Source organism: Spirosoma radiotolerans, from assembly GCF_000974425.1.
Lineage (GTDB): Bacteria > Bacteroidota > Bacteroidia > Cytophagales > Spirosomataceae > Spirosoma > Spirosoma radiotolerans.
Window position 1 is genome coordinate 5,853,520 of the sequence record NZ_CP010429.1, and the last position, 19,984, is coordinate 5,873,503.

The 19,984-nt window shown below is 50.0% G+C and carries 19 protein-coding genes; 14 read left to right on the forward strand and 5 right to left on the reverse strand.

The window, feature by feature from the left end:
• Nucleotides 1-6 precede the first annotated feature (6 nt).
• The 9 genes from SD10_RS23730 to SD10_RS23770 all read left to right on the forward strand — a co-directional run bounded on the left by SD10_RS23730 (nucleotide 7) and on the right by SD10_RS23770 (nucleotide 9,433).
• The gene (locus SD10_RS23730) at nucleotides 7-1,221 is read left to right on the forward strand and encodes a PAS domain-containing sensor histidine kinase (RefSeq protein ID WP_046577305.1); all 1,215 of its coding nucleotides are present in this window, start codon (nucleotides 7-9) and stop codon (nucleotides 1,219-1,221) included.
• Nucleotides 1,199-2,257: a response regulator gene (locus SD10_RS23735; protein WP_046577307.1), complete on the forward strand. Its 1,059-nt coding sequence runs from the start codon at nucleotides 1,199-1,201 to the stop codon at nucleotides 2,255-2,257. Before SD10_RS23730 ends, SD10_RS23735 begins: the two co-directional genes overlap by 23 nt.
• 97 nt (nucleotides 2,258-2,354) lie before the next feature.
• Complete coding sequence (locus SD10_RS28925; protein ID WP_052731279.1) at nucleotides 2,355-2,804, forward strand: hypothetical protein; 450 nt, start codon at nucleotides 2,355-2,357, stop codon at nucleotides 2,802-2,804.
• A 260-nt stretch (nucleotides 2,805-3,064) separates the two neighbouring features.
• Entirely contained in the window at nucleotides 3,065-4,375 is a 1,311-nt protein-coding gene (gene ahcY, locus SD10_RS23745; RefSeq protein WP_046577310.1) for an adenosylhomocysteinase, read from the forward strand.
• A 149-nt stretch (nucleotides 4,376-4,524) separates the two neighbouring features.
• A complete protein-coding gene (locus tag SD10_RS23750; protein WP_046577311.1) occupies nucleotides 4,525-5,673 on the forward strand; it encodes a hypothetical protein in 1,149 nt (382 codons plus the stop codon).
• 100 nt (nucleotides 5,674-5,773) lie between these two features.
• Complete coding sequence (locus SD10_RS23755) at nucleotides 5,774-6,514, forward strand: 5'-nucleotidase C-terminal domain-containing protein (RefSeq protein WP_046577313.1); 741 nt, start codon at nucleotides 5,774-5,776, stop codon at nucleotides 6,512-6,514.
• On the forward strand, nucleotides 6,492-7,439 hold the full coding sequence (locus SD10_RS23760; RefSeq protein ID WP_046577315.1) for a bifunctional metallophosphatase/5'-nucleotidase: 948 nt from the start codon (nucleotides 6,492-6,494) through the stop codon (nucleotides 7,437-7,439). Before SD10_RS23755 ends, SD10_RS23760 begins: the two co-directional genes overlap by 23 nt.
• 93 nt (nucleotides 7,440-7,532) lie before the next feature.
• The gene (gene xylA / locus SD10_RS23765) at nucleotides 7,533-8,873 is read left to right on the forward strand and encodes a xylose isomerase (protein ID WP_046577317.1); all 1,341 of its coding nucleotides are present in this window, start codon (nucleotides 7,533-7,535) and stop codon (nucleotides 8,871-8,873) included.
• Between the two features lie 98 nt (nucleotides 8,874-8,971).
• Nucleotides 8,972-9,433, forward strand: coding sequence for a nuclear transport factor 2 family protein (locus SD10_RS23770; protein WP_046577318.1), 462 nt, complete (start codon nucleotides 8,972-8,974; stop codon nucleotides 9,431-9,433).
• On the opposite strand, the gene SD10_RS23775 is transcribed toward SD10_RS23770, so the two are convergent.
• The gene (locus SD10_RS23775) at nucleotides 9,434-10,252 is read right to left on the reverse strand and encodes an enoyl-CoA hydratase/isomerase family protein (RefSeq protein WP_046577320.1); all 819 of its coding nucleotides are present in this window, start codon (nucleotides 10,250-10,252) and stop codon (nucleotides 9,434-9,436) included.
• Nucleotides 10,253-10,362: 110 nt separating this feature from the next.
• On the opposite strand from SD10_RS23775, the gene SD10_RS23780 reads away from it, so the two are divergent.
• Entirely contained in the window at nucleotides 10,363-11,487 is a 1,125-nt protein-coding gene (locus SD10_RS23780; RefSeq protein ID WP_046577321.1) for a T9SS type A sorting domain-containing protein, read from the forward strand.
• A 30-nt stretch (nucleotides 11,488-11,517) separates the two neighbouring features.
• On the opposite strand, the gene SD10_RS23785 is transcribed toward SD10_RS23780, so the two are convergent.
• Both SD10_RS23785 and accD read right to left on the reverse strand, forming a co-directional pair.
• Nucleotides 11,518-12,495: a radical SAM protein gene (locus SD10_RS23785; RefSeq protein WP_046577323.1), complete on the reverse strand. Its 978-nt coding sequence runs from the start codon at nucleotides 12,493-12,495 to the stop codon at nucleotides 11,518-11,520.
• Between the two features lie 32 nt (nucleotides 12,496-12,527).
• The gene (gene accD / locus SD10_RS23790) at nucleotides 12,528-13,370 is read right to left on the reverse strand and encodes an acetyl-CoA carboxylase, carboxyltransferase subunit beta (RefSeq protein ID WP_046577324.1); all 843 of its coding nucleotides are present in this window, start codon (nucleotides 13,368-13,370) and stop codon (nucleotides 12,528-12,530) included.
• A 183-nt stretch (nucleotides 13,371-13,553) separates the two neighbouring features.
• Here accD and SD10_RS23795 point away from each other — a divergent pair, with 183 nt between their 5' ends.
• The gene (locus SD10_RS23795) at nucleotides 13,554-13,994 is read left to right on the forward strand and encodes a hypothetical protein (RefSeq protein WP_046577326.1); all 441 of its coding nucleotides are present in this window, start codon (nucleotides 13,554-13,556) and stop codon (nucleotides 13,992-13,994) included.
• A gap of 92 nt (nucleotides 13,995-14,086) precedes the next feature.
• Here the strand turns inward: SD10_RS23795 and SD10_RS23800 are convergent, their stop codons facing one another.
• Nucleotides 14,087-15,817 carry a S41 family peptidase gene (locus SD10_RS23800; RefSeq protein WP_046580047.1) on the reverse strand — a complete coding sequence of 577 codons (1,731 nt, stop codon included), beginning with the start codon at nucleotides 15,815-15,817 and terminating at the stop codon, nucleotides 14,087-14,089.
• A 233-nt stretch (nucleotides 15,818-16,050) separates the two neighbouring features.
• Between SD10_RS23800 and SD10_RS23805 the strand changes: the two genes are divergently transcribed.
• Nucleotides 16,051-16,350: a Dabb family protein gene (locus SD10_RS23805; RefSeq protein ID WP_046577328.1), complete on the forward strand. Its 300-nt coding sequence runs from the start codon at nucleotides 16,051-16,053 to the stop codon at nucleotides 16,348-16,350.
• 98 nt (nucleotides 16,351-16,448) lie between these two features.
• Here SD10_RS23805 and SD10_RS23810 read toward each other — a convergent pair whose 3' ends face one another.
• Complete coding sequence (locus SD10_RS23810) at nucleotides 16,449-16,862, reverse strand: Ohr family peroxiredoxin (protein ID WP_046577329.1); 414 nt, start codon at nucleotides 16,860-16,862, stop codon at nucleotides 16,449-16,451.
• Between the two features lie 353 nt (nucleotides 16,863-17,215).
• On the opposite strand from SD10_RS23810, the gene SD10_RS23815 reads away from it, so the two are divergent.
• Nucleotides 17,216-19,000 carry a tetratricopeptide repeat protein gene (locus SD10_RS23815; RefSeq protein WP_227699056.1) on the forward strand — a complete coding sequence of 595 codons (1,785 nt, stop codon included), beginning with the start codon at nucleotides 17,216-17,218 and terminating at the stop codon, nucleotides 18,998-19,000.
• Nucleotides 19,001-19,095: 95 nt separating this feature from the next.
• A complete protein-coding gene (locus tag SD10_RS23820) occupies nucleotides 19,096-19,980 on the forward strand; it encodes a DUF4292 domain-containing protein (protein WP_046577332.1) in 885 nt (294 codons plus the stop codon).
• Nucleotides 19,981-19,984: the final 4 nt, after the last annotated feature.

The window sequence follows — 19,984 nt, forward strand, 5'->3', positions numbered from 1 at the left end:
TATTGTATGTCCAACGACTCGTTCGAGGCCGTTTTTTCCCATGCTACGCTAGCTATCCTCGTTTCGGATGAGCAGGGGCGCATTATTTCTGCTAACCGCTCTGCCCGGACACTATTTGGTTACGACACGGACATGACCGAACTACGTATTGAAGCGCTTGTTCCCGACTCGGTAGTCAACCGCCACGAGCGACTAAGGGCTTCATTCAACGCTAATCCGCAGGTGCGGGCCATGGGGCACGGCCGCGATCTGTACGCCAAACGAAGCGACGGGTCGGTGTTTCCGGCCGAAATCAGCCTGAGTTATTATCGCCAGAACGATGCGCTGTTCGCCGTTGCCTACATCATCGACATCACGTTCAAAAAAGAAGCCGAGCGGACGCTGCTGGAGCAGAAAGACCGCATCGAGCAGCTTAACGCGCAACTGGAGCAGAAGGTCGCCGACCGCACGCACGCGCTCATGGCAACGCTCCACCAGCTTGAGCAGTCGAAAGATGAACTGGCCAGGGCATTGGCCGCCGAACGTGAGTTGGGCGAACTTAAATCCCGCTTCGTTTCCATGGCTTCTCATGAGTTCAGAACGCCCTTAAGCGCCGTACTAACCTCAGCCTCGCTCATCGAAAAATACCCTGGTGGCGATCAGCAGGACAAGCGGCTGCGCCATATCCAGCGCATCAAATCCTCCGTTAACCACCTGAATGACATTCTCGAAGAATTTCTGTCGGTTGGGCGGCTCGAAGAAGGGCGTGTGGAAGCCAACTGGTCGTCCGTAAGCGTACCTGTGCTGGTCAGTGAAGTAGTGGCCGATTTACAGGGTTTGTTAAAAGCGGGGCAGGTCATTCAAACGGCGTTCAACGGTGCAGAGACGGTGCAATCCGACCCTTCGCTGCTGCGTAAGATTTTAGTGAACCTGTTATCCAACGCCATCAAATATTCGGGCGAAAACCAGTCCGTCTGGCTGAAAGCGGATAGCCTGGACAGCGCCCTGAAAATAACCATCCGCGACGAAGGGATCGGCATTTCGTCCGACGACCAGAAACACCTCTTCGAACGGTTTTTCCGGGCGAAAAACGTTACCAATTTTGCCGGTACAGGCCTTGGGCTGCACATCGTTGCCAAATACCTCGAATTGCTGGGTGGCACCATCGACCTGACCAGCCAGTTGGGCCAAGGCACCACCATTACGCTGACATTACCTTATGAAAACAATTCTGCTCATTGAAGACAACGCCGATATTCGTGAGAATACGGCAGAGATACTGGAACTGGCCGGTTACCGGGTTCTGACGGCCGAAAATGGTAAGATGGGTGTTGAGCAAGCCTTAGCCAATCGCCCTGATCTGATCATTTGCGACATCATGATGCCGGTTCTGGATGGCTATGGCGTTTTGCACATCGTGAACAGCAATCCGGGTCTGAGCGGCATTCCGTTTATCTTCCTGACAGCCAAATCCGAACGGGTCGACTTTCGCAAAGGCATGGAGCTCGGCGCTGACGATTACCTGACCAAGCCCTTCGATGATACGGAGTTGCTGAGTGCCGTAGAAGGACGGCTAAACCGCTTCCGGAACGTCGGGCCAACGGCAGCCGATCCGACCAGTCGGGTGCAGCCAAATGAACTGAACCATTTTTTAGACAGTGCCCAGTCAGCGGGCGGCCTACAGGCGTTATCAGTTGACCGCAAGGCGCACCGCGTTCTCAAAAAGCAGTTTATTTATACCGAAGGCGATGAGCCGACGCGGCTGTATTTTCTTAAAAGCGGACGCGTTAAAACCATGCGCATCAATACCGACGGCAAAGAATTGGTAACCGGTCTGCATGGACCGGGCGAGTTTTTCGGCTACCTGGCTTTGATCGATAATACACCCTATACAGACTCGGCTGTTACGCTGGATGAATCCGAATTGATCTACATTCCTCAGTCCGACTTTCAACAGCTCCTGATGGCGCAACCCGGCGTAAGCCGTCAGTTCGTGCGGTTGCTGGCGGGTCGGGTGGACGAAATCGAAAAGCAGTTGCTGGGAATGGCCTACGGATCGTTGCGCCGTCGGGTGGCGGATGCATTGCTACGGTTGCATGAGCAATTAGCGGGCGGACCTATTCAATTGTCGCGGGATGATCTGGCAGCAGTCGTCGGAACGGCTACCGAATCGCTGATCCGTACACTCGGTGAGTTTAAGCAGGATGGCCTAATCGACGTGAGCAACGCCGGTATTCGGGTGCTTCAGCCGGATAAGCTACGACGGGCCAACTGGTAAAAGCAACTGACAAAAATCAGCCAGCAGCCGAATACAAATCATGCACTGGGCTGGTTGAAACCTCTACGTTTGTGCCACAAACGTTTAACCCTCGTCTATGAAAACGGCTCTTTTTTTGACAGACTGCTCAATTGATTCAGCACTTACTCTACGCAATTGGATGAGCCAATACAAAGGCGAAGCGATACAGCTGACCGTTGTCCATCCCTATGCGTTAGCCAATGGAAGTTTGCTTACGAAAGAGACGCATCGAACAGCCAAGCAACAGGCACAAACCCGGTTGCAACACTGGTCGGAGATGCTGCCGTCATCACATCCGGGCATGTTGCTCACCGAAACACTCTTCGGTGACGCTAGTCTGGTCTTTACTATTCACCTACAATTGCGTCGCTACACGTACGTATTACTCGATTTCTGGCAGGAAGCGCTGACAGAGATTTACACCGCTCAGGCCACTCCTCACGGCCGTCTTTTTTATATTGACTTGCAGAAAAAGCGCCTACCTATGCCCGGTACGTTCCCGGAGGAGATAAATGTGTTGGATTAGTGGACCAGGCAGTGGACGCATGCGCCTGATTACTGTGGCATTTTAAGCCGTACGAGCAAGTTGTGAACGCTCGTAAAATGTCTATAATAGGCTTTTGCTTTTAAGGGGTAGACCTCTGCCACTTACTAAAGTCTTTTGATTCGGATAGGGATTCTGGCTGTCTGTGCTTATTTTTGCACTTTCCTAAGAAATTGTCACCCTTGCCAGGATGGCCATTCATACAGACGCATAATCGCTCCGTTACTTCTTTTAGTTCAACTATGCAAACATCAACCTACGTCCCCTATAAAGTTAAGGACATTGCGCTGGCCGAGTGGGGCCGCAAAGAAATTAAACTGGCTGAAGCCGAAATGCCAGGACTTATGGCCCTTCGTGCCGAATATGGCCCGTCGAAACCCCTGCAGGGCGCACGCATTGCTGGCTGTCTGCACATGACCATTCAAACCGCTGTTCTGATTGAAACACTGGTTGAGTTGGGAGCCGACGTAACGTGGTCGTCCTGTAATATTTTTTCGACACAGGACCATGCGGCTGCGGCTATCGCGGCTGCGGGTATTCCGGTATATGCCTGGAAAGGAATGAATGAAGAAGAATTCAACTGGTGTATCGAGCAAACGCTGTTTTTCGGCGAAGATCGTCAGCCATTGAACATGATTCTTGATGATGGTGGCGACTTAACGAACATGGTTTTCGATGATTATCCTGAGCTGATTCAGGGCATCAGAGGCCTGTCGGAGGAAACAACGACCGGTGTTCACCGCCTGTATGAGCGCATGAAGAACGGCACGTTGCACTTGCCTGCCATCAACGTAAATGATTCGGTAACAAAGTCTAAATTCGATAACAAATACGGTTGCCGCGAATCGCTGGTCGACGCCATCCGTCGGGCTACCGACCTCATGCTGGCGGGCAAAGTAGCGGTTGTGGCTGGCTACGGTGACGTGGGCAAAGGATCTGCCGAATCGCTACGGGGTGCCGGTTGCCGCGTGCTGGTCACCGAAATTGACCCCATTTGTGCGCTCCAGGCAGCTATGGATGGCTTTGAAGTGCTTCCAATGGACGAAGCCGTTCACCGGGCGCAAATTTTTGTAACGGCAACTGGTAACGTAGGCATTATCAAAGAGCGTCACTTCGAAGCCATGCGCGACAAAGCCATTGTCTGCAACATTGGTCACTTCGACAACGAGATTGACATGGCGTGGCTGAACGGGAAATACGGTCAGACGAAGAGCCAGATCAAACCACAAGTGGATATGTACGAAATCAACGGCAAGGAAATTATCATTCTGGCTGAAGGCCGTTTGGTAAACCTGGGCTGTGCTATGGGCCACCCGTCCTTTGTGATGTCGTGTTCGTTCTCGAACCAAACGCTGGCACAACTGGAATTATGGGCTAACGCCGACAAATACGAAAACAAGGTGTATGTGCTACCCAAAATTCTCGATGAGAAAGTAGCCTCGCTTCACCTGGCTCACGTAGGCGCAAAACTGGAATCACTGGCACAAGATCAGGCCGATTACATCGGTGTATCGGTTCAGGGTCCATTCAAATCAGAAATGTATCGGTACTAGATGATGTATGATATAGGGCATATGATGTACGCCCTATATCATATACCCTACATCATACATCCTATCTCAGTGAGCGCGACCTCGGAAAAAAGGGTCGCGCTTTTTTGCGTTAAATTTGTTAGTATTGACCCCAGGAAACATTACTCGACATGAACCGTCTGCTCCTCGTGCTGCTATTGTCACCCCTGCTCGGCTCGGCGCAGGCGACAATTGATACGCTGCACTGGAGCGCTTCCAGACGGCTACAACTCACTGATTTTCACTCCCCAACCCAACCAGGATTAGGTGGCTCAGATTTTCATTACCAGATTGGTTATGAAGTTCGCCCCACCTCGGTATGGAGCCAGCCTGCCATTGATGCCTTTTGCCTGATGTTCCGCAACCTGTCGTGGGTGTCGGAAACGGCTCGCAACGAGCGTACACTGGCTTATAACCAGGTTTTGTTCGATTTGGTCGAAGTACATACGCGGCTGATGAAAGCGAAACTGATCGCCCTTCGGGCTGATCGCCATTTTAAGCAACAGGCCACTCAAATCGAGTACCTGACCAATGCTGAATTGGGTGCCGAAGTCAACAGATTCCGGGCTGAAACGGGTGGTGGCGACGATTTGCCAATCCTAAAACAATGGCAGCTAAAAGTGGCTCAGCGCCTGTATGACACGCCCGATCTGGTAACGACGTTTCTCTCATCCAATGTCGGTTTTGGGATGTTTGTGGGCGTGGGCGGTTTTTTGCCGACCGGCCCCGTCACGCAAACCATTAACCCGGCAGCTGGGGTTGTTTTCGGGTTAGACGTTACGTTTCGGCGAACAGTGCTCCTGCTCCATCCAACTTTATATAACGGCACACTCCGATCAGGCTTCTCGCATGGCAGTCAAACCTGGGTGGACGACATGAAGGTTACATCAAGCTTATTTGAAGTAGGCTTGGGCCATATTCTGACCAATTCGCCCCATCAGCGGCTGATTCCGTATGTTGGCTATCGGTTGCTTGACCTGGCCCCACGCGACCAGAACGACGAACGGTATAAGGGTTTGTCGCTGTTCAATCATGCGCCAACGGCTGGTCTGATACTGGATATTAAGCTGGGAAATAACACGCCTAAGGCCGATCATTCAGAAGACAGCTTTTGGTTTGTACGCACCAAAGTTTCTTACAGCCCCTTACTCTCTACCGATACCATTTCGGGTGGGCTGATCAATCTGCAAGTTAGTCTTGGCGGATTTAGCCGTGTTCGTAAAGTGGCCTACAAGCCTGAACACACCCTCATCCCCTTACAAGGCACGAACCTCAATTAGGCCAAACGGCGCGGAGAATATACCCGACTGGCCAGTAAGCCTGGGTTTCTAATGATTTGTTAACACATCATTGCTCAGAGTTTCCGAACTTGCTACCCATATGAAAAAACACATACTGATACTGGTCCTGGCCGCCCTGTCAGCCTGTAACCCAAGCTATCACCTAACCAACCGAACGGCCGAACGGATTGGCGTGGATTCGGTGACGGCTCAGACCGACAGCAGCGTTGCCAATTTCCTGAAGCCTTATCGGCAGGGCCTCGAAAAGACCATGAACGAGGTATTGGCGCGCTCAAGCGGACGCATTGAAAAAGGCCAGCCAGAAGCCCCACTCAACGATTTGTTGACCGATGCGCTACTCAAACAGGCTAGCCAGCGGTATGGTAAACCCATCGATTGCTCGCACCTCAACTTTGGCGGTATTCGTAGTAATCTGCCGGAGGGCAACATTACAACCGGCTCAATTTTCGAGGTGATGCCATTCGATAATCAGTTGATCGTGTTGACCGTTAAAGGCGATATGCTCCGGCAAATGCTGAATCATTTTGCCAAAGGAAATAAATTGGTGGTGGGTGGTCTACGGGCTAAAATTCACGATGAACAGGTACAATCTGTTACGTTTACGAATGGGCGAACGCTCCAGCCCGATGAGACGTATACCGTTGTCATGAGCGATTACGTGGCCAATGGGGGCGATGACGCCGGCTTTTTGAAGAACCCCATCAAAAGTGAAAATATCAACTACCTCATGCGTGATGCCCTGATCGACTATTTTCGGGAACAGGGCAAAACCGGACAACCCATTAATCCCGTTTCTGATGGACGCATTAGCATCGAATAGGCGCCAGTTTCTGAAATTATTAGGTACAGCCGCTGTTGTTGGCTCCGTTACGCCTGACAGTCTGGCCACAGCGGTTGGACGTAGTAAATGGACATCGCTGACCATTCTGCATACCAACGACGTACACAGTCGGCTGGATCCGTTTCCGATGGATGGGAGCCGGAATGCCGGCAAAGGCGGTGTTGCCCGACGGGCGACCCTTATCCAGAAAATCCGGAGTGAGCAAGTGGATGGCCGCCCTCGAAACGTGTTGCTGTTTGATGCGGGCGACATTTTTCAGGGAACACCATATTTTAACGTTTATAAGGGTGAACCCGAAATCCTGGCCATGAATAGACTTGGCTACGATGCAGGCACCATTGGCAACCACGATTTCGATGGCGGTATCGACAACATGGTCACGCAGTTTGGCAAGGCCCGTTTCCCCATGCTGATTGCCAACTACGATTTTAAAAATACCGTGATGGATGGCATGACAACGCCCTATAAAGTTTTCGAGAAAGACGGCATTCGCATTGGTGTGTTTGGGCTGGGAATCAAGCCCGAAGGCCTGATTCCGCGCGATGCCTACAAGGAGACGAAATACCTCGACCCGATTGAGATTGGCAACGACACGGCCGCCAAACTGCGCAGCGACAAGAAATGCGATTACGTCGTTTGCCTGTCGCATCTTGGGTTCAAATACACGGGCGAACCTACTGTTTCCGACAACGTCCTGGCCGCCAAAACGCAGCATATCGATCTGATCATTGGTGGTCACACCCATACGTTCCTGGATGCTCCGGTGGCGGTCAACAACCTCAACGGGCAACCCGTCTGGATCAACCAGGTTGGATTTGCGGGTATCAACCTCGGCCGAATCGATCTGTCCTTTGAGAAAGGCAAAGCCGTTACCAGCACCGGGCAGTCCGTAGAAGTGAAGTAAGCTGACCATATGAGCGAAAGGCTTTGCTACTGAATAAGGAGAAACTATCTTTGGTTTTCTTTTATCTTACCTATTACCTTAATTTCCATTTTCATGTCTGACGTTAAATTAACCCTCGGCGAGAAAACGTATTTTCCATCCATAGAGAAGCCCATTGCTTACGAAGGCCGCGAGTCCGATAACCCAATGGCGTTTAAATTCTACGATGCGAACCGGCTCATTTTGGGCAAACCCATGAAGGATATTTTCCGGTTCGCAACCGCCTACTGGCATACCTTCTGTGGCACCGGTGCCGACCCCTTTGGCCCTGGCGTTAAACACTTTCCGTGGGATGAGAACCCTGATCGGTTGGCAGCGGCTCATGATAAAATGGACGCAGCGTTCGAGTTTATCACGAAAATTGGCATGGAATTTTATTGCTTCCACGATGTCGATGTGGCACCAGAAGGGAACTCAAACGCCGAATTCGAGAAAAACTTCCGCGCCATTGTCGACTATGCCAAGCAGAAACAAGCCGCCAGTGGTGTAAAATTGTTATGGGGAACAGCCAATCTGTTCTCGCACGAGCGCTACATGAACGGCGCATCGACTAACCCGGATTTTCACGTACTGGCCCACGGCGGCTGGCAAGTAAAAAACGCCATTGATGCAACGATTGAGCTGGGTGGTGCTGGGTATACGTTCTGGGGAGGTCGCGAAGGGTACATGTCGCTGCTGAACACCAACATGAAGCGCGAACAGGAGCACTTAGGCAAATTCCTGCAAATCAGCCGTGATTACGCCCGCAAGCAAGGGTTCAAAGGAGCGTTCTATATTGAGCCGAAACCGATGGAGCCGACCAAACACCAGTACGACTTCGACGCGGCTACCGTCGTTGGCTTCCTGAATCGGTTTGGCTTGCAGGATGATTTTGAACTGAATATCGAAACAAACCACGCAACACTGGCCAATCACACGTTTGCGCATGAATTACAAGTGGCCGCCGATAACAACATGCTCGGCAGCATCGACGCAAACCGGGGTGATTACCAGAACGGCTGGGATACCGACCAGTTCCCGGTGGATGTATATGAATTGACCGAGGCTATGCTGGTCATTCTGGAAGCAGGTGGACTGAAATCAGGCGGGGTTAACTTCGATGCCAAAACGCGCCGGAACTCAACGGATCTGGACGATATTTTCATTGCGCACATCGGTGGTATGGACACCTTTGCCCGGGCCGCCATTGCCGCCGAAGCTATTCTGGCTAAATCGCAGTACAAGAAATTACGGTCTGAGCGGTATGCCAGCTACGATTCAGGCGAGGGTGCCCGCTTTGAGAAAGGCGAATTAACCCTTGAAGACCTGCGCCAGTACGCGTTGACCAACGGTGAGCCGAAGCAATTGAGCGGCAAACAGGAATTGTACGAAATGATTGTGAATCAGTACATTTAACCCGTAATGAAACGCCAATTCTTGTGATTTTTAAGAGTTGATATGCTTTTATCAGCGCAAATCTTAAAAATCATAAGAATCGGCGTTCCATCCTTCCAATGAAAACACTACTCCTTCTACTGGCTAGTCTTTCGGCTTTCGCGCAAACATCTACAGACGAAGCCGCCGTGCGCACAACCATCAAACTGATGTTCGATGGCATGCGTAAAGGTGACTCGACGCAGATTAAAAATACGTTTTTGCCTGGTGGCTCTCTACAGACTATCGCCAAGAATAAAGAAGGAGATGTGTCGGTACGCACCGAGGACCTGAACAAGTTTGCGGCTTCGGTGGTGAAGTATCCAGCCTTTACGCTTGACGAGCGTCTGTCCGCCATGGATATTAAAATCGATGCGGAGCTGGCTACGGCCTGGACGCCCTATGTCTTTTATTTGAAGGATCAGAAAAGCCATTGTGGTGTCAATGCCTTCACCCTTGTGAAAGTAAACGGCAACTGGAAAATTCAATCTATTATCGACACGCGCCGGAAAGACAATTGCCCGGATTTGCCAAAGCCTTAATCAGCTTCCCGACCACTTCGGCGGGCGTTTTTCCAGAAAAGCCGCCATGCCTTCTTTTGCATCGGGCGTTTGCTGCAGCTGCATAAACTGATTATACAAAAAGGCCTGCTGTTCACTGGATGGCAGGTCTTTTAGTTGTTGATAAGCGCGCAAACCAAACTGCATGGCCGTAGGTGAAAACTGTTTTAGCTCATCCGCCAAGCTGACGACGGCACCGTCTAAAGCGTTGGCAGGCACAACGGTTGTTGCCAGGCCAAGCGTCAAGGCTTCTGATGCAGAGAGCGTTTTAGCCCGCAGGCAAAGATCAAGAGCGGTGCGAGCGGGCATTATAGGGAGCAACACCGCTAGCACCTGAAAAGGAAACAAGCCCCGTTTTACTTCTGGTAGGCTAAACGTAGCCGACTCAGCCGCTACGACGTATGTGCTTGTGGCTACCAACAGGAAACCACCAGCATAAACCGACCCCTGCACGCGGGCAATACTGGGTTTGTGAAAACTGGCCATGAGCTCGCCCAGCCGAACCGGTCCCGATGGCTCAGGCACCGAAATGGGTTCAATATCGCCCGTTGACAGGCTTTTCAAATCCATTCCCGCACAGAATGTATTCCCCGTAGCCGCCAGCACCACGAGCCAAACCTCAGTCGTATACTGCGCGTATGCCAATGCAAAAGCCAATTCAGCGAGCATCGGCGGATGAAGCGCGTTCTTTTTTTCGGGCCTGTTTAAGGTAATGGTTAGCACGTGATCGCTGAGCGATGTGAGCAAATACCGGAACCCGTCAGCAGGCAGGTGAGCAGTTTGGTCAGGCGAATAGAGCATAGCCGAAAGTACAAAAATACCGCTTACGAAATGTCCAGTCTCAATTATATGGTTGCATATGCATTTAAAGTTATCCGGATAAGTCTATTATCCCGGCCTTTCCAATTGATATGAAAACTACGCTAACCTTCTACCTAATCTTACTGAGTATACAGCTTTCGCGGGCTTCGCATTTGCTTGGCGGTTACATCCAGGCAAAGCCTGCGGCCGGTTCAGCACTCAGTCAGACCATTACGACGGTGCTTTACTTAGACGAGATTCGGGGAAAGCCAGCTGCCGACCAGGCCGAGTCGATCCAGATTTGTTTTGGCGATGGAACTACGGGGATAGCTTATCGCCAAAACCGGTTATACATAGCGGACAAAAGTGCGAGTATTAGCAGCTACACCATCGTTCACACTTATGCGGGAGCAGGCATTTTTACGCTGGCCGTTTCATTGGCAAACAGAACCATCGTTAAAAATAGTAGCAATGCAGACCAACAGTTATTTAGCCTCGAAACCACCATTTCTACCACTTCGCCAACAGTCAATCAAACGCCAGTTCCTGGCTTTCCTTCGAGCGGTTTCCACATCAGCTCAGGAAAACGGACAGCGATTTTACTGACCGCAACTGATACCGATGGCGATAGTCTGGTATATGGCTTAGCCAAACCACTTACCAATACAAGGCAGGACGATTGTGGTTATCGGCCACTTATACCGTATCAATTCCCGAATGATTTAACCCAAAAAGGCACTTTCAAAATCAATAACCGCACGGGAGAACTAGTTTGGGACATCCCCATTGAACTAGGGTATTATAGCGTAGCCATCACCATCAGTGAATATCGGACGGGCCTTTTGCTTAGCCAGACAATTCAGGAAATCACCTTGCTCGTAGAGGACAAGCCCGGTACACCCGACACCATTCCACCTTATGAGGCTGCTATTGAAGGAGCGTTCACGGGCCTGGTAACGGCCATTGGAGAGCCTGTAGACGCTAATTTCCAACTCATTACCTTTCCAAACCCGGTAGATGACCGGTTGCAGGTGGTTATCCAGACAAGCAATCCGACACTAGCTACGGTGCAATTAAGCGATGCCAACGGCCGCAAACTTCACGAATTAACGTTTAATCGGCTGGCTCGCCAGCACGAACAAGTCATCAGCCTGAGTAGCCTGGCACCGGGTGTCTACTTAATTCAGGCGATGGTTGGCGAACGAACCCTGGTGCGAAAGGTGGTAAAAAGATGATTTTTTGATCGTACGCTAACCTGACAAATACTAAAACAACTGCTTCCAAGTGCCTTTGACCCAGTTATATTTGAGCGTACTGGGGAGGGCACTCCAGAAGTATTTGTTCACCTCGACGGCAAAGGAAGGCTGCATGTAGCAGTTGATGGCACAGCCCTCACAAGCGGGCAAACGTCCCTCCAAGGCTACCAGTTTCTGTACTTCTGCGGAGCGATAAAGCGCATACAGGTTGTCCTCAACAGCGAAGTCTTTTATCCCTAAATGATAGCAGGGCAAAATGAGCTTGTTTTCAGGAGAAAGAACAATGGTTGTACTGGCCGCGCGACAAATGGGGTCTTCAATGTGATTACCCCCATCGCGCCGTAGCTGAATGAAGGCATCGTTCAGGTACACTTTTTTTTGCTTGCCCCACCACGACATCTTCGCCAGAGCGTCCTCCGAAAAGCGGTCGCCCGTTTCAACAGCATTATACTCGAATACCGGATTAAGAATCAGTACGAGGTCGTTGGGAAGGCAAATGGTCTCGTGCATCCGTTTGATTTTGTCCACATTGTGTTCGAAAACCGTGAACAGAATATCCGGTCGTTCGCCAAGGCTACGAGCAATGGCGATGGATTCCATTACCTTATCGAAGCATTTTACCCCCCGTGAAGCATCGTGCTCTTCGGCAATGGGCGAATCGAGCGAAAAGTGGAGCATGTCGACCAGGCCGCGCAGCCGTTCAGCCTGTTTTGGGTAGAGAAGGCCGTTGGTGGTAACAGTCGTAATCAGACCAAGCCGCTTGGCTTCCTGAAGCAATTCGGGCAATTGGCGGTGGAGCAACGGTTCGCCCCCCGTAAAATCGACCACTCGGACACCCAGCTTTTTAAGATCCCGTAGGTTTTGCCGAGCATTATCGAGCGTTACATACGGCGAGGGGCGCTCCCATATATCGCAAAAACTACAGGTCGCATTGCAACGATATGTAAGGTAGTAATTGCACAGAACAGGATGGGAGACAAGGCGCATAGGCAACGTTGTAGAAACCGGCGGACCGGTTTCTACAGCAACATCTTAAACAGGCTCACCAGTTTATCTTTCAGGTCTTTCCGATCAACGATAAAGTCGAGAAAACCGTGATCGAGAACAAATTCTGCACTCTGGAAACCTTTGGGCAGATCTTTGCCAATGGTTTCGCGAATGACACGCGGACCGGCAAAACCGATCAACGCTTCGGGTTCAGCGATGTTAAAATCACCCAGCATGGCATACGAGGCCGTAACACCACCTGTTGTTGGGTCTGTTAATAGTGACACATACGGCAGTTTAGCTTTTTCCAGCAAGGCCAGCTTGGCCGATGTTTTCGCCATTTGCATCAGTGAGAAACCGGCTTCCATCATGCGCGCACCACCCGATTTTGATACCATCAGAAACGGCGTTTTGTGTTCAATAGCGTGATCAATAGCGCGGGCAATTTTCTCGCCTACAACAGACCCCATGGAGCCTCCAATGAAATTAAAATCCATGACGGCCATCGTCACCGTCAGGCCATTCATGGGGCCATAGGCTGTCCGGACGGCATCTTTCAATCCCGTTTTGGCCATAGTCGCTTTTAAACGGTCTGGGTAAGCTTTGGTATCGACAAATTTCAGCGGGTCGGCTGACTGCATATTGGCATCGAGTTCGGTGAACTCGTTCTCATCGAACAGGATCGAGAAATACGCATCCGACCCTATTTTTTCGTGGTAATTGCAATGAACACAGGTGTACGCGTTGAGTTTGTGTTCCCGCGTATTCATTACTTTTTTGCAGTTCGGACATAGATACCACAACCCATCGGGAGCTTCCCGTTTCATTTCGGTTGGGGTCTGAATACCCTTATCTTTTCGGACGAACCAAGACATTTTCAGTAAGTAATTATCAGGAAAGGAACGACAAAGGTACAAACAAAAGCACGATGAACGCTAGCCTTTATCGATTCAAAGAGAAGCTTCCGCTAACCACCTGGCATGTGTACGAGCTAACCAGACAGTCGTTTTACCCCGTATACCGTTTTTTTATTACGATAAAGTTGTTGTTTTGCGGCCATGAAACATGCATTAACTGCTTTACTTTTCGCAATCACCCTATCGGCCTTTGGTCAGGCATCGGTAGCTTATTACCCGTTCAACAACCTGATTACGGTTAGCACTAACGCCGATCGTGCGTTTTGGGTGGATGCCCGGGTACAAACCAACACGGTATTTGGCTCATTGAGCACCACCATCTGCCCAATGGTTAATGTAGCCCGCAAGGCTCAGGTTAATTATTACACAGGATTAGGGGTGCGCTTTAACGCACTGAACGGAATTGATGATCGTGATGTGCTGGAAGGCTACTCGCTTCATGTCGGCGTACGCATCAAACCGCTTCTTATGGTCCCCAATTTGCGTGTTGCTTTCGAGCTGGCTCCCTACTCCCGGAAGGATTTCAAGACAGGAAACCTCCAGTCATTTCTGGGGCTCGTTTATCAGTTTAGCAAAAAGTGATTCGGTTTATGGTTTACGGTTTGTGGCTGGCTGGCGCGTGCTTAGTGCCATTCACAAACTACAAATCGTAAACCACAAACCGAATCCCACCCTCACTTCTGGTTATACGACATCGCGCCGTGTTCCAGTTTGTTGGCCCTGTCGAAAAGCTTGAGTGCTTTCTGGTAGGTATCATCCGTTTGGCTGATAACCCGGAAGAACTCGTTGTTTTGACCGCCTTTGTTGTTTTTCTGGTAAATCGACCGCGCTACCAGCGCCTTGATCTGATTCCGCAGGTAATTTTTCGAGCGGTTGTATTCTTTCTCGTTGAACTTAATTCCCTCGGCGGTTGCATCTTTTACCAAACGGTTCATCTGCTCATCGTTGATCGTAACGGTGCGGTCAAATTCTTCGAACGGTATTTTCTCCAGTTTTTTCCGGTTGTCGTTGGCGTATTCCATAGCAAACTCACGAATGATGTTTTTGCCATAAAGCTGAACTAGATAAGCTGTCTGCCAAGTCGAATCCCTTGGAATAAAATAATCGGGCGTGATGCCGCCCCCGCCATACACAATGCGTCCACCGTCGGTTTTGAATTTGAGTTTGGGGTCATTCTTAATGGAGTCAGCGACGTAATATTCCCCGCGTTTTGAACGCAGCTCAAGGTCTTTCTCGTAGTCGCCTTCGTGGCCGGGCACATAAGGTTTTTGAATACTGCGGCCGCTGGGTGTATAGTAGCGAGAGATCGTTAGCCGTAGTTCTGAGCCGTCAGACAGTTGCACCGGCATCTGTACCAGCCCCTTTCCGAATGACCGACGACCTGCAATCAGCGCCCGGTCGTGGTCCTGTAACGCGCCCGACACAATCTCCGATGCCGAGGCACTCCCTTCGTCGATCAGCACTACCAATGGTCCTTCCTCAAACTGACCCGCAATGTGGGCCATGGTTTTACGGTCGTACCGATTGTCTTTTCCATCGGTATAGACCAGCAGTTTATTACCCGAAATGAACTCATCGGCAATATTGGTGGCCCGATCCATATAACCACCAGGGTTGTTGCGCAAGTCCATCATCAGTTGCGTCATCCCTTTTGCTTTGAGAGACGCCAACGCGGTTTTAAACTCATCGTACGTCGTTTCGGAAAAACGGTTGATTTTAATGTAACCGGTCTTCGCGTCGATCATGTAAGCTGCATCGACAGAATAGGTAGGAATCCGGTCACGGGTCACCGTAAATTCTTTAGCCTGCTTGTCACCTTTCCGAAGAATGGTCAATTTAACGTTGGTACCCCGTTTGCCCCGAAGCGCCTTAAAAACAGCGCTGTTTTCAATTTTACCACCCGTCGCCAACGCTTTATCATCCACTTTGATGATTTTATCACCACTCTGGATACCGGCCGACTCCGACGGGCCACCAGCCAGGGGCGTGACCACATAAACTGTGTCTTTGTAAATATTGAACTCAACGCCAATACCATCAAAGCCGCCTTCGAGTTGCGAGCGGGCCGCAACCGCATCCTGCGGATTCATGTAGGCTGTGTGCGGATCAAGCTTTTCGAGCATCTTTGTGATCGAGTAGTCAACCAGCTCGTCGGTATTAACTGAGTCAACGTAGTTATTTTCGATCAGTTGCAAAATTTCCCGGTATTTGGCGTAGCCTTTCCCGATGTTATTCATGCTTTTTGTCCCACCAAAAAATGTTGCGCCAATAAGCATACCACCAGCCAGGGTGATGCCTAATAACATGGGGATCCGAACCGTCGTTTTATCGTTCTGAATTCGGTTTCCGCGCCCATCAACTTCATGACCGCCAGGTTTATTCGTAGCGTTGCTATCTCCCTCCATTCGTTCGTCTCGTAAGTGGTGTCTCTTGTTCTCCCATAACGTTTTGAAGGTAGCGAAATGTTTGCTAGAAAGATGATATGGCGTTAAAAAAATAGAAACCGTTCCTACCGATAATTTAAGACGGTAGTAATTGCCGTTTTTAGGCAGCTTTTCATTTACTTTTTCGGTCACGTGTCCCAAAAACTATGCTTATTTTTACGGGCAGCCAATACCTTAGCCTGCCTTCTACTCTTATGTTTGTACATACCGTTTTTTTCTGGCTACGTCATCCCGAAAGCCAGGACGATCACCAGGCCCTCCGCGCTGGCCTGGAAGGTCTCAAGTCGATCACCGACATTACGACTGCTTACGTTGGTACCCCCGCCGAAACGCGTCGGCCTGTCATCGACCACAGCTATGATTTCGCCCTAACGCTTGTCTTTGCCGACAAAGCGGCTCACGATGCCTATCAGGTGCATCCGGGCCATTTGGCTTTTGTCGACAAATGTTCGCACCTCTGGGAGCGGGTTCAGATTTATGATGCAGTAAGTTAAATCATAGGAGCGAGGAGTTAGACGTGAGAAGATATTCGACGGCACAGTAGGCGTCAGCAACTCCTCACATCTGACTCCTCGCTCCTATTACTTAACTCTTATACCAGTACCTCGATCTTCATATCCATATTCCCTTTCACAGCTTTGGAATACGGACACACGGCATGGGCAGATTCCGCTAACTGCTGAAGTTGGTCATGATCCATGTGGGGCGCTTTGACCGTAATTTTTCCCGACAGAAACATGTTGTTTCCGTCTTTGTTGAGGGAAATACCGACCTCTACGGAATGTTCGGGCAGAATAACCTTCCGCCGTTCGGCAACTGCCATGAGCGCTCCGTTGTAGCAGGCGCTGTAAGCAGCCGCAAATAACATCTCGGGATTAGGAGCCCCACCCTGGCCATGCATTTCTACCGGACGTTTAACGTCTAATTCTAAAATACCATCGAGCGACTTAACGTCACCTTCGCGCCCGCCAACATTACTGACGGTGGCCGTATACAAGGTTTCCATTCTATTGAGTTTTGATAAGTATCAACCGGCACTGACGTGGCCAATTGGTGTAGTATACACTCAAGAAACGCTACTTGTTCACAAACCAGCGATAAAGAAAGAAGCGATGGCAGGCCTTAAACCGTTTTATTGACGAATCCGTCGTTCACGGTTACGATTAAGGCAAACTTTTTGCGTTCATTTACCAGACGGTTTCCCGATAAAAAGGTTAGTTGTTCAGGCTGGTTTAGTCGTTTACTGACATTCCATCATTTTAAACTACCTTTGTCTTAGCGGTTTATTTAAATCAGAACCGCAATAGACCGGGTTGAGCCGCGTTTTTCGTACGTATGCATCACGACACGCAGACCAACATGACTCCATTATCTATACCATACCGAACCCGTCATCTGTTTCTAGGCGTAGCGGGTAGTTTGGCGCTACTGCTTGGGCTGTCGGCCGAGCCAGTTTTTGCCCAGCGCAAGCGCGAAAAAGACGATACAGCCCTGGCAAAACCAGGCTCTGGCTCGACAACTACCGTGCGGATGGAAGAAGAAACGCAGTTTACGGAAGGCATTCGGTATTTAATGACCGACGAGCCAACCAAGGCCATCGCACAGTTCGCCAAAGTACTGCAAAAGGATCCCAACAACGCTGCTGCTCAGTACTCAACAGCCAGCGCTTATTTGAAGAGCGGTAAAACGGTGGAGGCCATTCCCTTCGCCACAAAAGCCCACTCACTGGATGTAGAGAACAAGTTTTACTCACTGCTTCTGGCGGAGCTATACGTTAAACAGAAACGCTATGGCGAGGCCGAAGAACTCTATGAAGCACTTCTGAAAAAGGGCCCGGAAAACGCTGAATATGGTGTGGAACTGGCTGCTATTTACCTCTTTAACGATAAGCCCGACAAAGCGCTTGAAACGTACAATAAAGTAGAGCGCGAATTAGGACTGAACGAGGAAATTACCCGGCAAAAACAACGTATTTATCTCAAACAGAACAAGATAGATAAAGCCGTTGAAGAAGCCGAAAAATTAGTAGCGTCAGAGCCATCGGATCCGGACTACCTGCTCGAAGGGGCGGAGTTATTGATTGCTAATGACCGGGCCGATCAGGCGATTAGCTGGATCGACCGGGCGCTCAAACTAAGCACCGACTTACCCCAGGCTCATGTGTTGCTGGCAGATATTTATCGCAAGAAAGGCGATATGGACCGCGTCACGAAAGAGTTGAATCAGGTACTGGCCAACCCAAACCTGGAAGCAGGCCTGAAAGCCCGTATTTTGTCGAGCTATATGGGCATGACGGGGTCCAATCCAGCAGCGCAGCAGGATGCGCTCGGGATGGCACAGAACCTGGCCAAAACCTCCCCCAATGATCCTAAAACACAGGTGATGCTGGCTAATTTGCTGCACCAGCAGGGTAAAAAGGCCGAAGCACGCGATGCATACGCCAAAGCGGCTCGGCTGGACGGGTCTATTTACGAGGTTTGGGAGGCTTTGCTGCAATTGGACGGTGAGTTGAATCAGGTGGATAGTCTGCTGGTTCACTCCGAGAAAGCCCTGGAAGTATTTCCAACACAGGGCTATTTCTGGTACTCAAACGGATCAGCTAATTTATACAAGCGCAAGTACCAACAGGCGGTCGATGCGCTCGAAGAAAGCCAGAAGCTACTGGCGGCCAGCTCAAACAATGAACTAAGAAAAGGCATTTACGCCCAGCTAGGCGACGCATACAACGGAGTAGGCGACCATACGAAGTCCGATGAAGCCTATGAAGCCGTTCTGAAAGTAGACCCGCTGAACGATCACGTTCTGAACAACTACAGCTATTTTCTGTCCCTGCGAAAAGAGAATTTACCCCGAGCGGTTCAGTTGGCTCAAAAACTCGTTGAGCGGAACCCAACGAATGCCACGTATCTGGATACCTACGCCTGGGTACTTTATGTATCGAAAGACTACGCCAAGGCAAAACAGTATCTGGAAAAAGCACTGGCCGATCCGGCCAATGTGAGCGGAACAGTCATTGAACATTACGGCGATGTGCTCTATCAACTGGGTGAGCGCGACAAAGCGCTTGAACAGTGGAAGCAGGCAAAAAGTAAAGGCGGTGCCAGTACCGATTTAGAGAAGAAAATAGCCTCTGGCAAAATGTAAACCGATTTACGGTTTTTAGTTTACGGATTCATTATAACCATGTCTTTTGACAGACTGAATCCGTAAACCAAAAACCGTAGACCGAAATCACCTAAATGAATAAATACTTCTTCATTGCGTTTCTGTTAGGCATTCTACTACAGTCGGAAGGTTGCCGACGACATCACATGTCGCACAGCACCCGGTCAACGCCGGTTTCGTCAGCGCCTGCCCCTATCGACTCAACCGTTGCCAGCAACCCGCCCCAAAAATTACCCGCTGATTCAGCCGCGACCACACGCCCAGCCGCCACGAGGCCGGGCATCGAAGAAGCCCGTTCCAATGTGGCCGAAATTGACTTTCGCTATTTGACGGCCAAATCGAAAATTTCCTTTAAAGGTCAGCAACAGGATATCGACAATGCCAATGTAAACATTCGGGTTCGGAAAGACAGCCTTATCTGGTTATCCGTTTCCAAGTTGGGCATTGAAGCCGTTCGGGGGCTCATTACCCACGATTCAATTACGATTATTGATAAGATTCACCGGGAATACTCTGTTTATGACTTTCCGACGCTGAGCAAACAGTTCAATTTCGACATGAATTTCGAACTACTGCAAGCCCTGATTGTCGGGAACCTACCTTTACCCAAACGCCCGGCCCAAAAAATTAAAAACGAGCGGGATTATCTGCTCCTTCGGCAAAGTGAAGGAAAAGTGTTGGTTGAAAATTATATCGGGGAGCAGGATAGAAAACTGAAAAAGTTGATGGTTACCGAGCAGCCAACAAAAAATACGCTGCGTCTTGATTATGATGACTTTACCTCGCTGAACAACTTTCTATTTCCTTACACCAGCTTAGTAACGGTCGATTATAAGTCGAAAGCCGACGGGCAATTTTATCAGACCCTGCTGCGTATCAAGCATAATAAAGTCGAACTGGTCGATAAAAATCCGGGCTTCCCGTTTTCAATACCCGCTTCTTACACTCGTCGACCATAAGAAT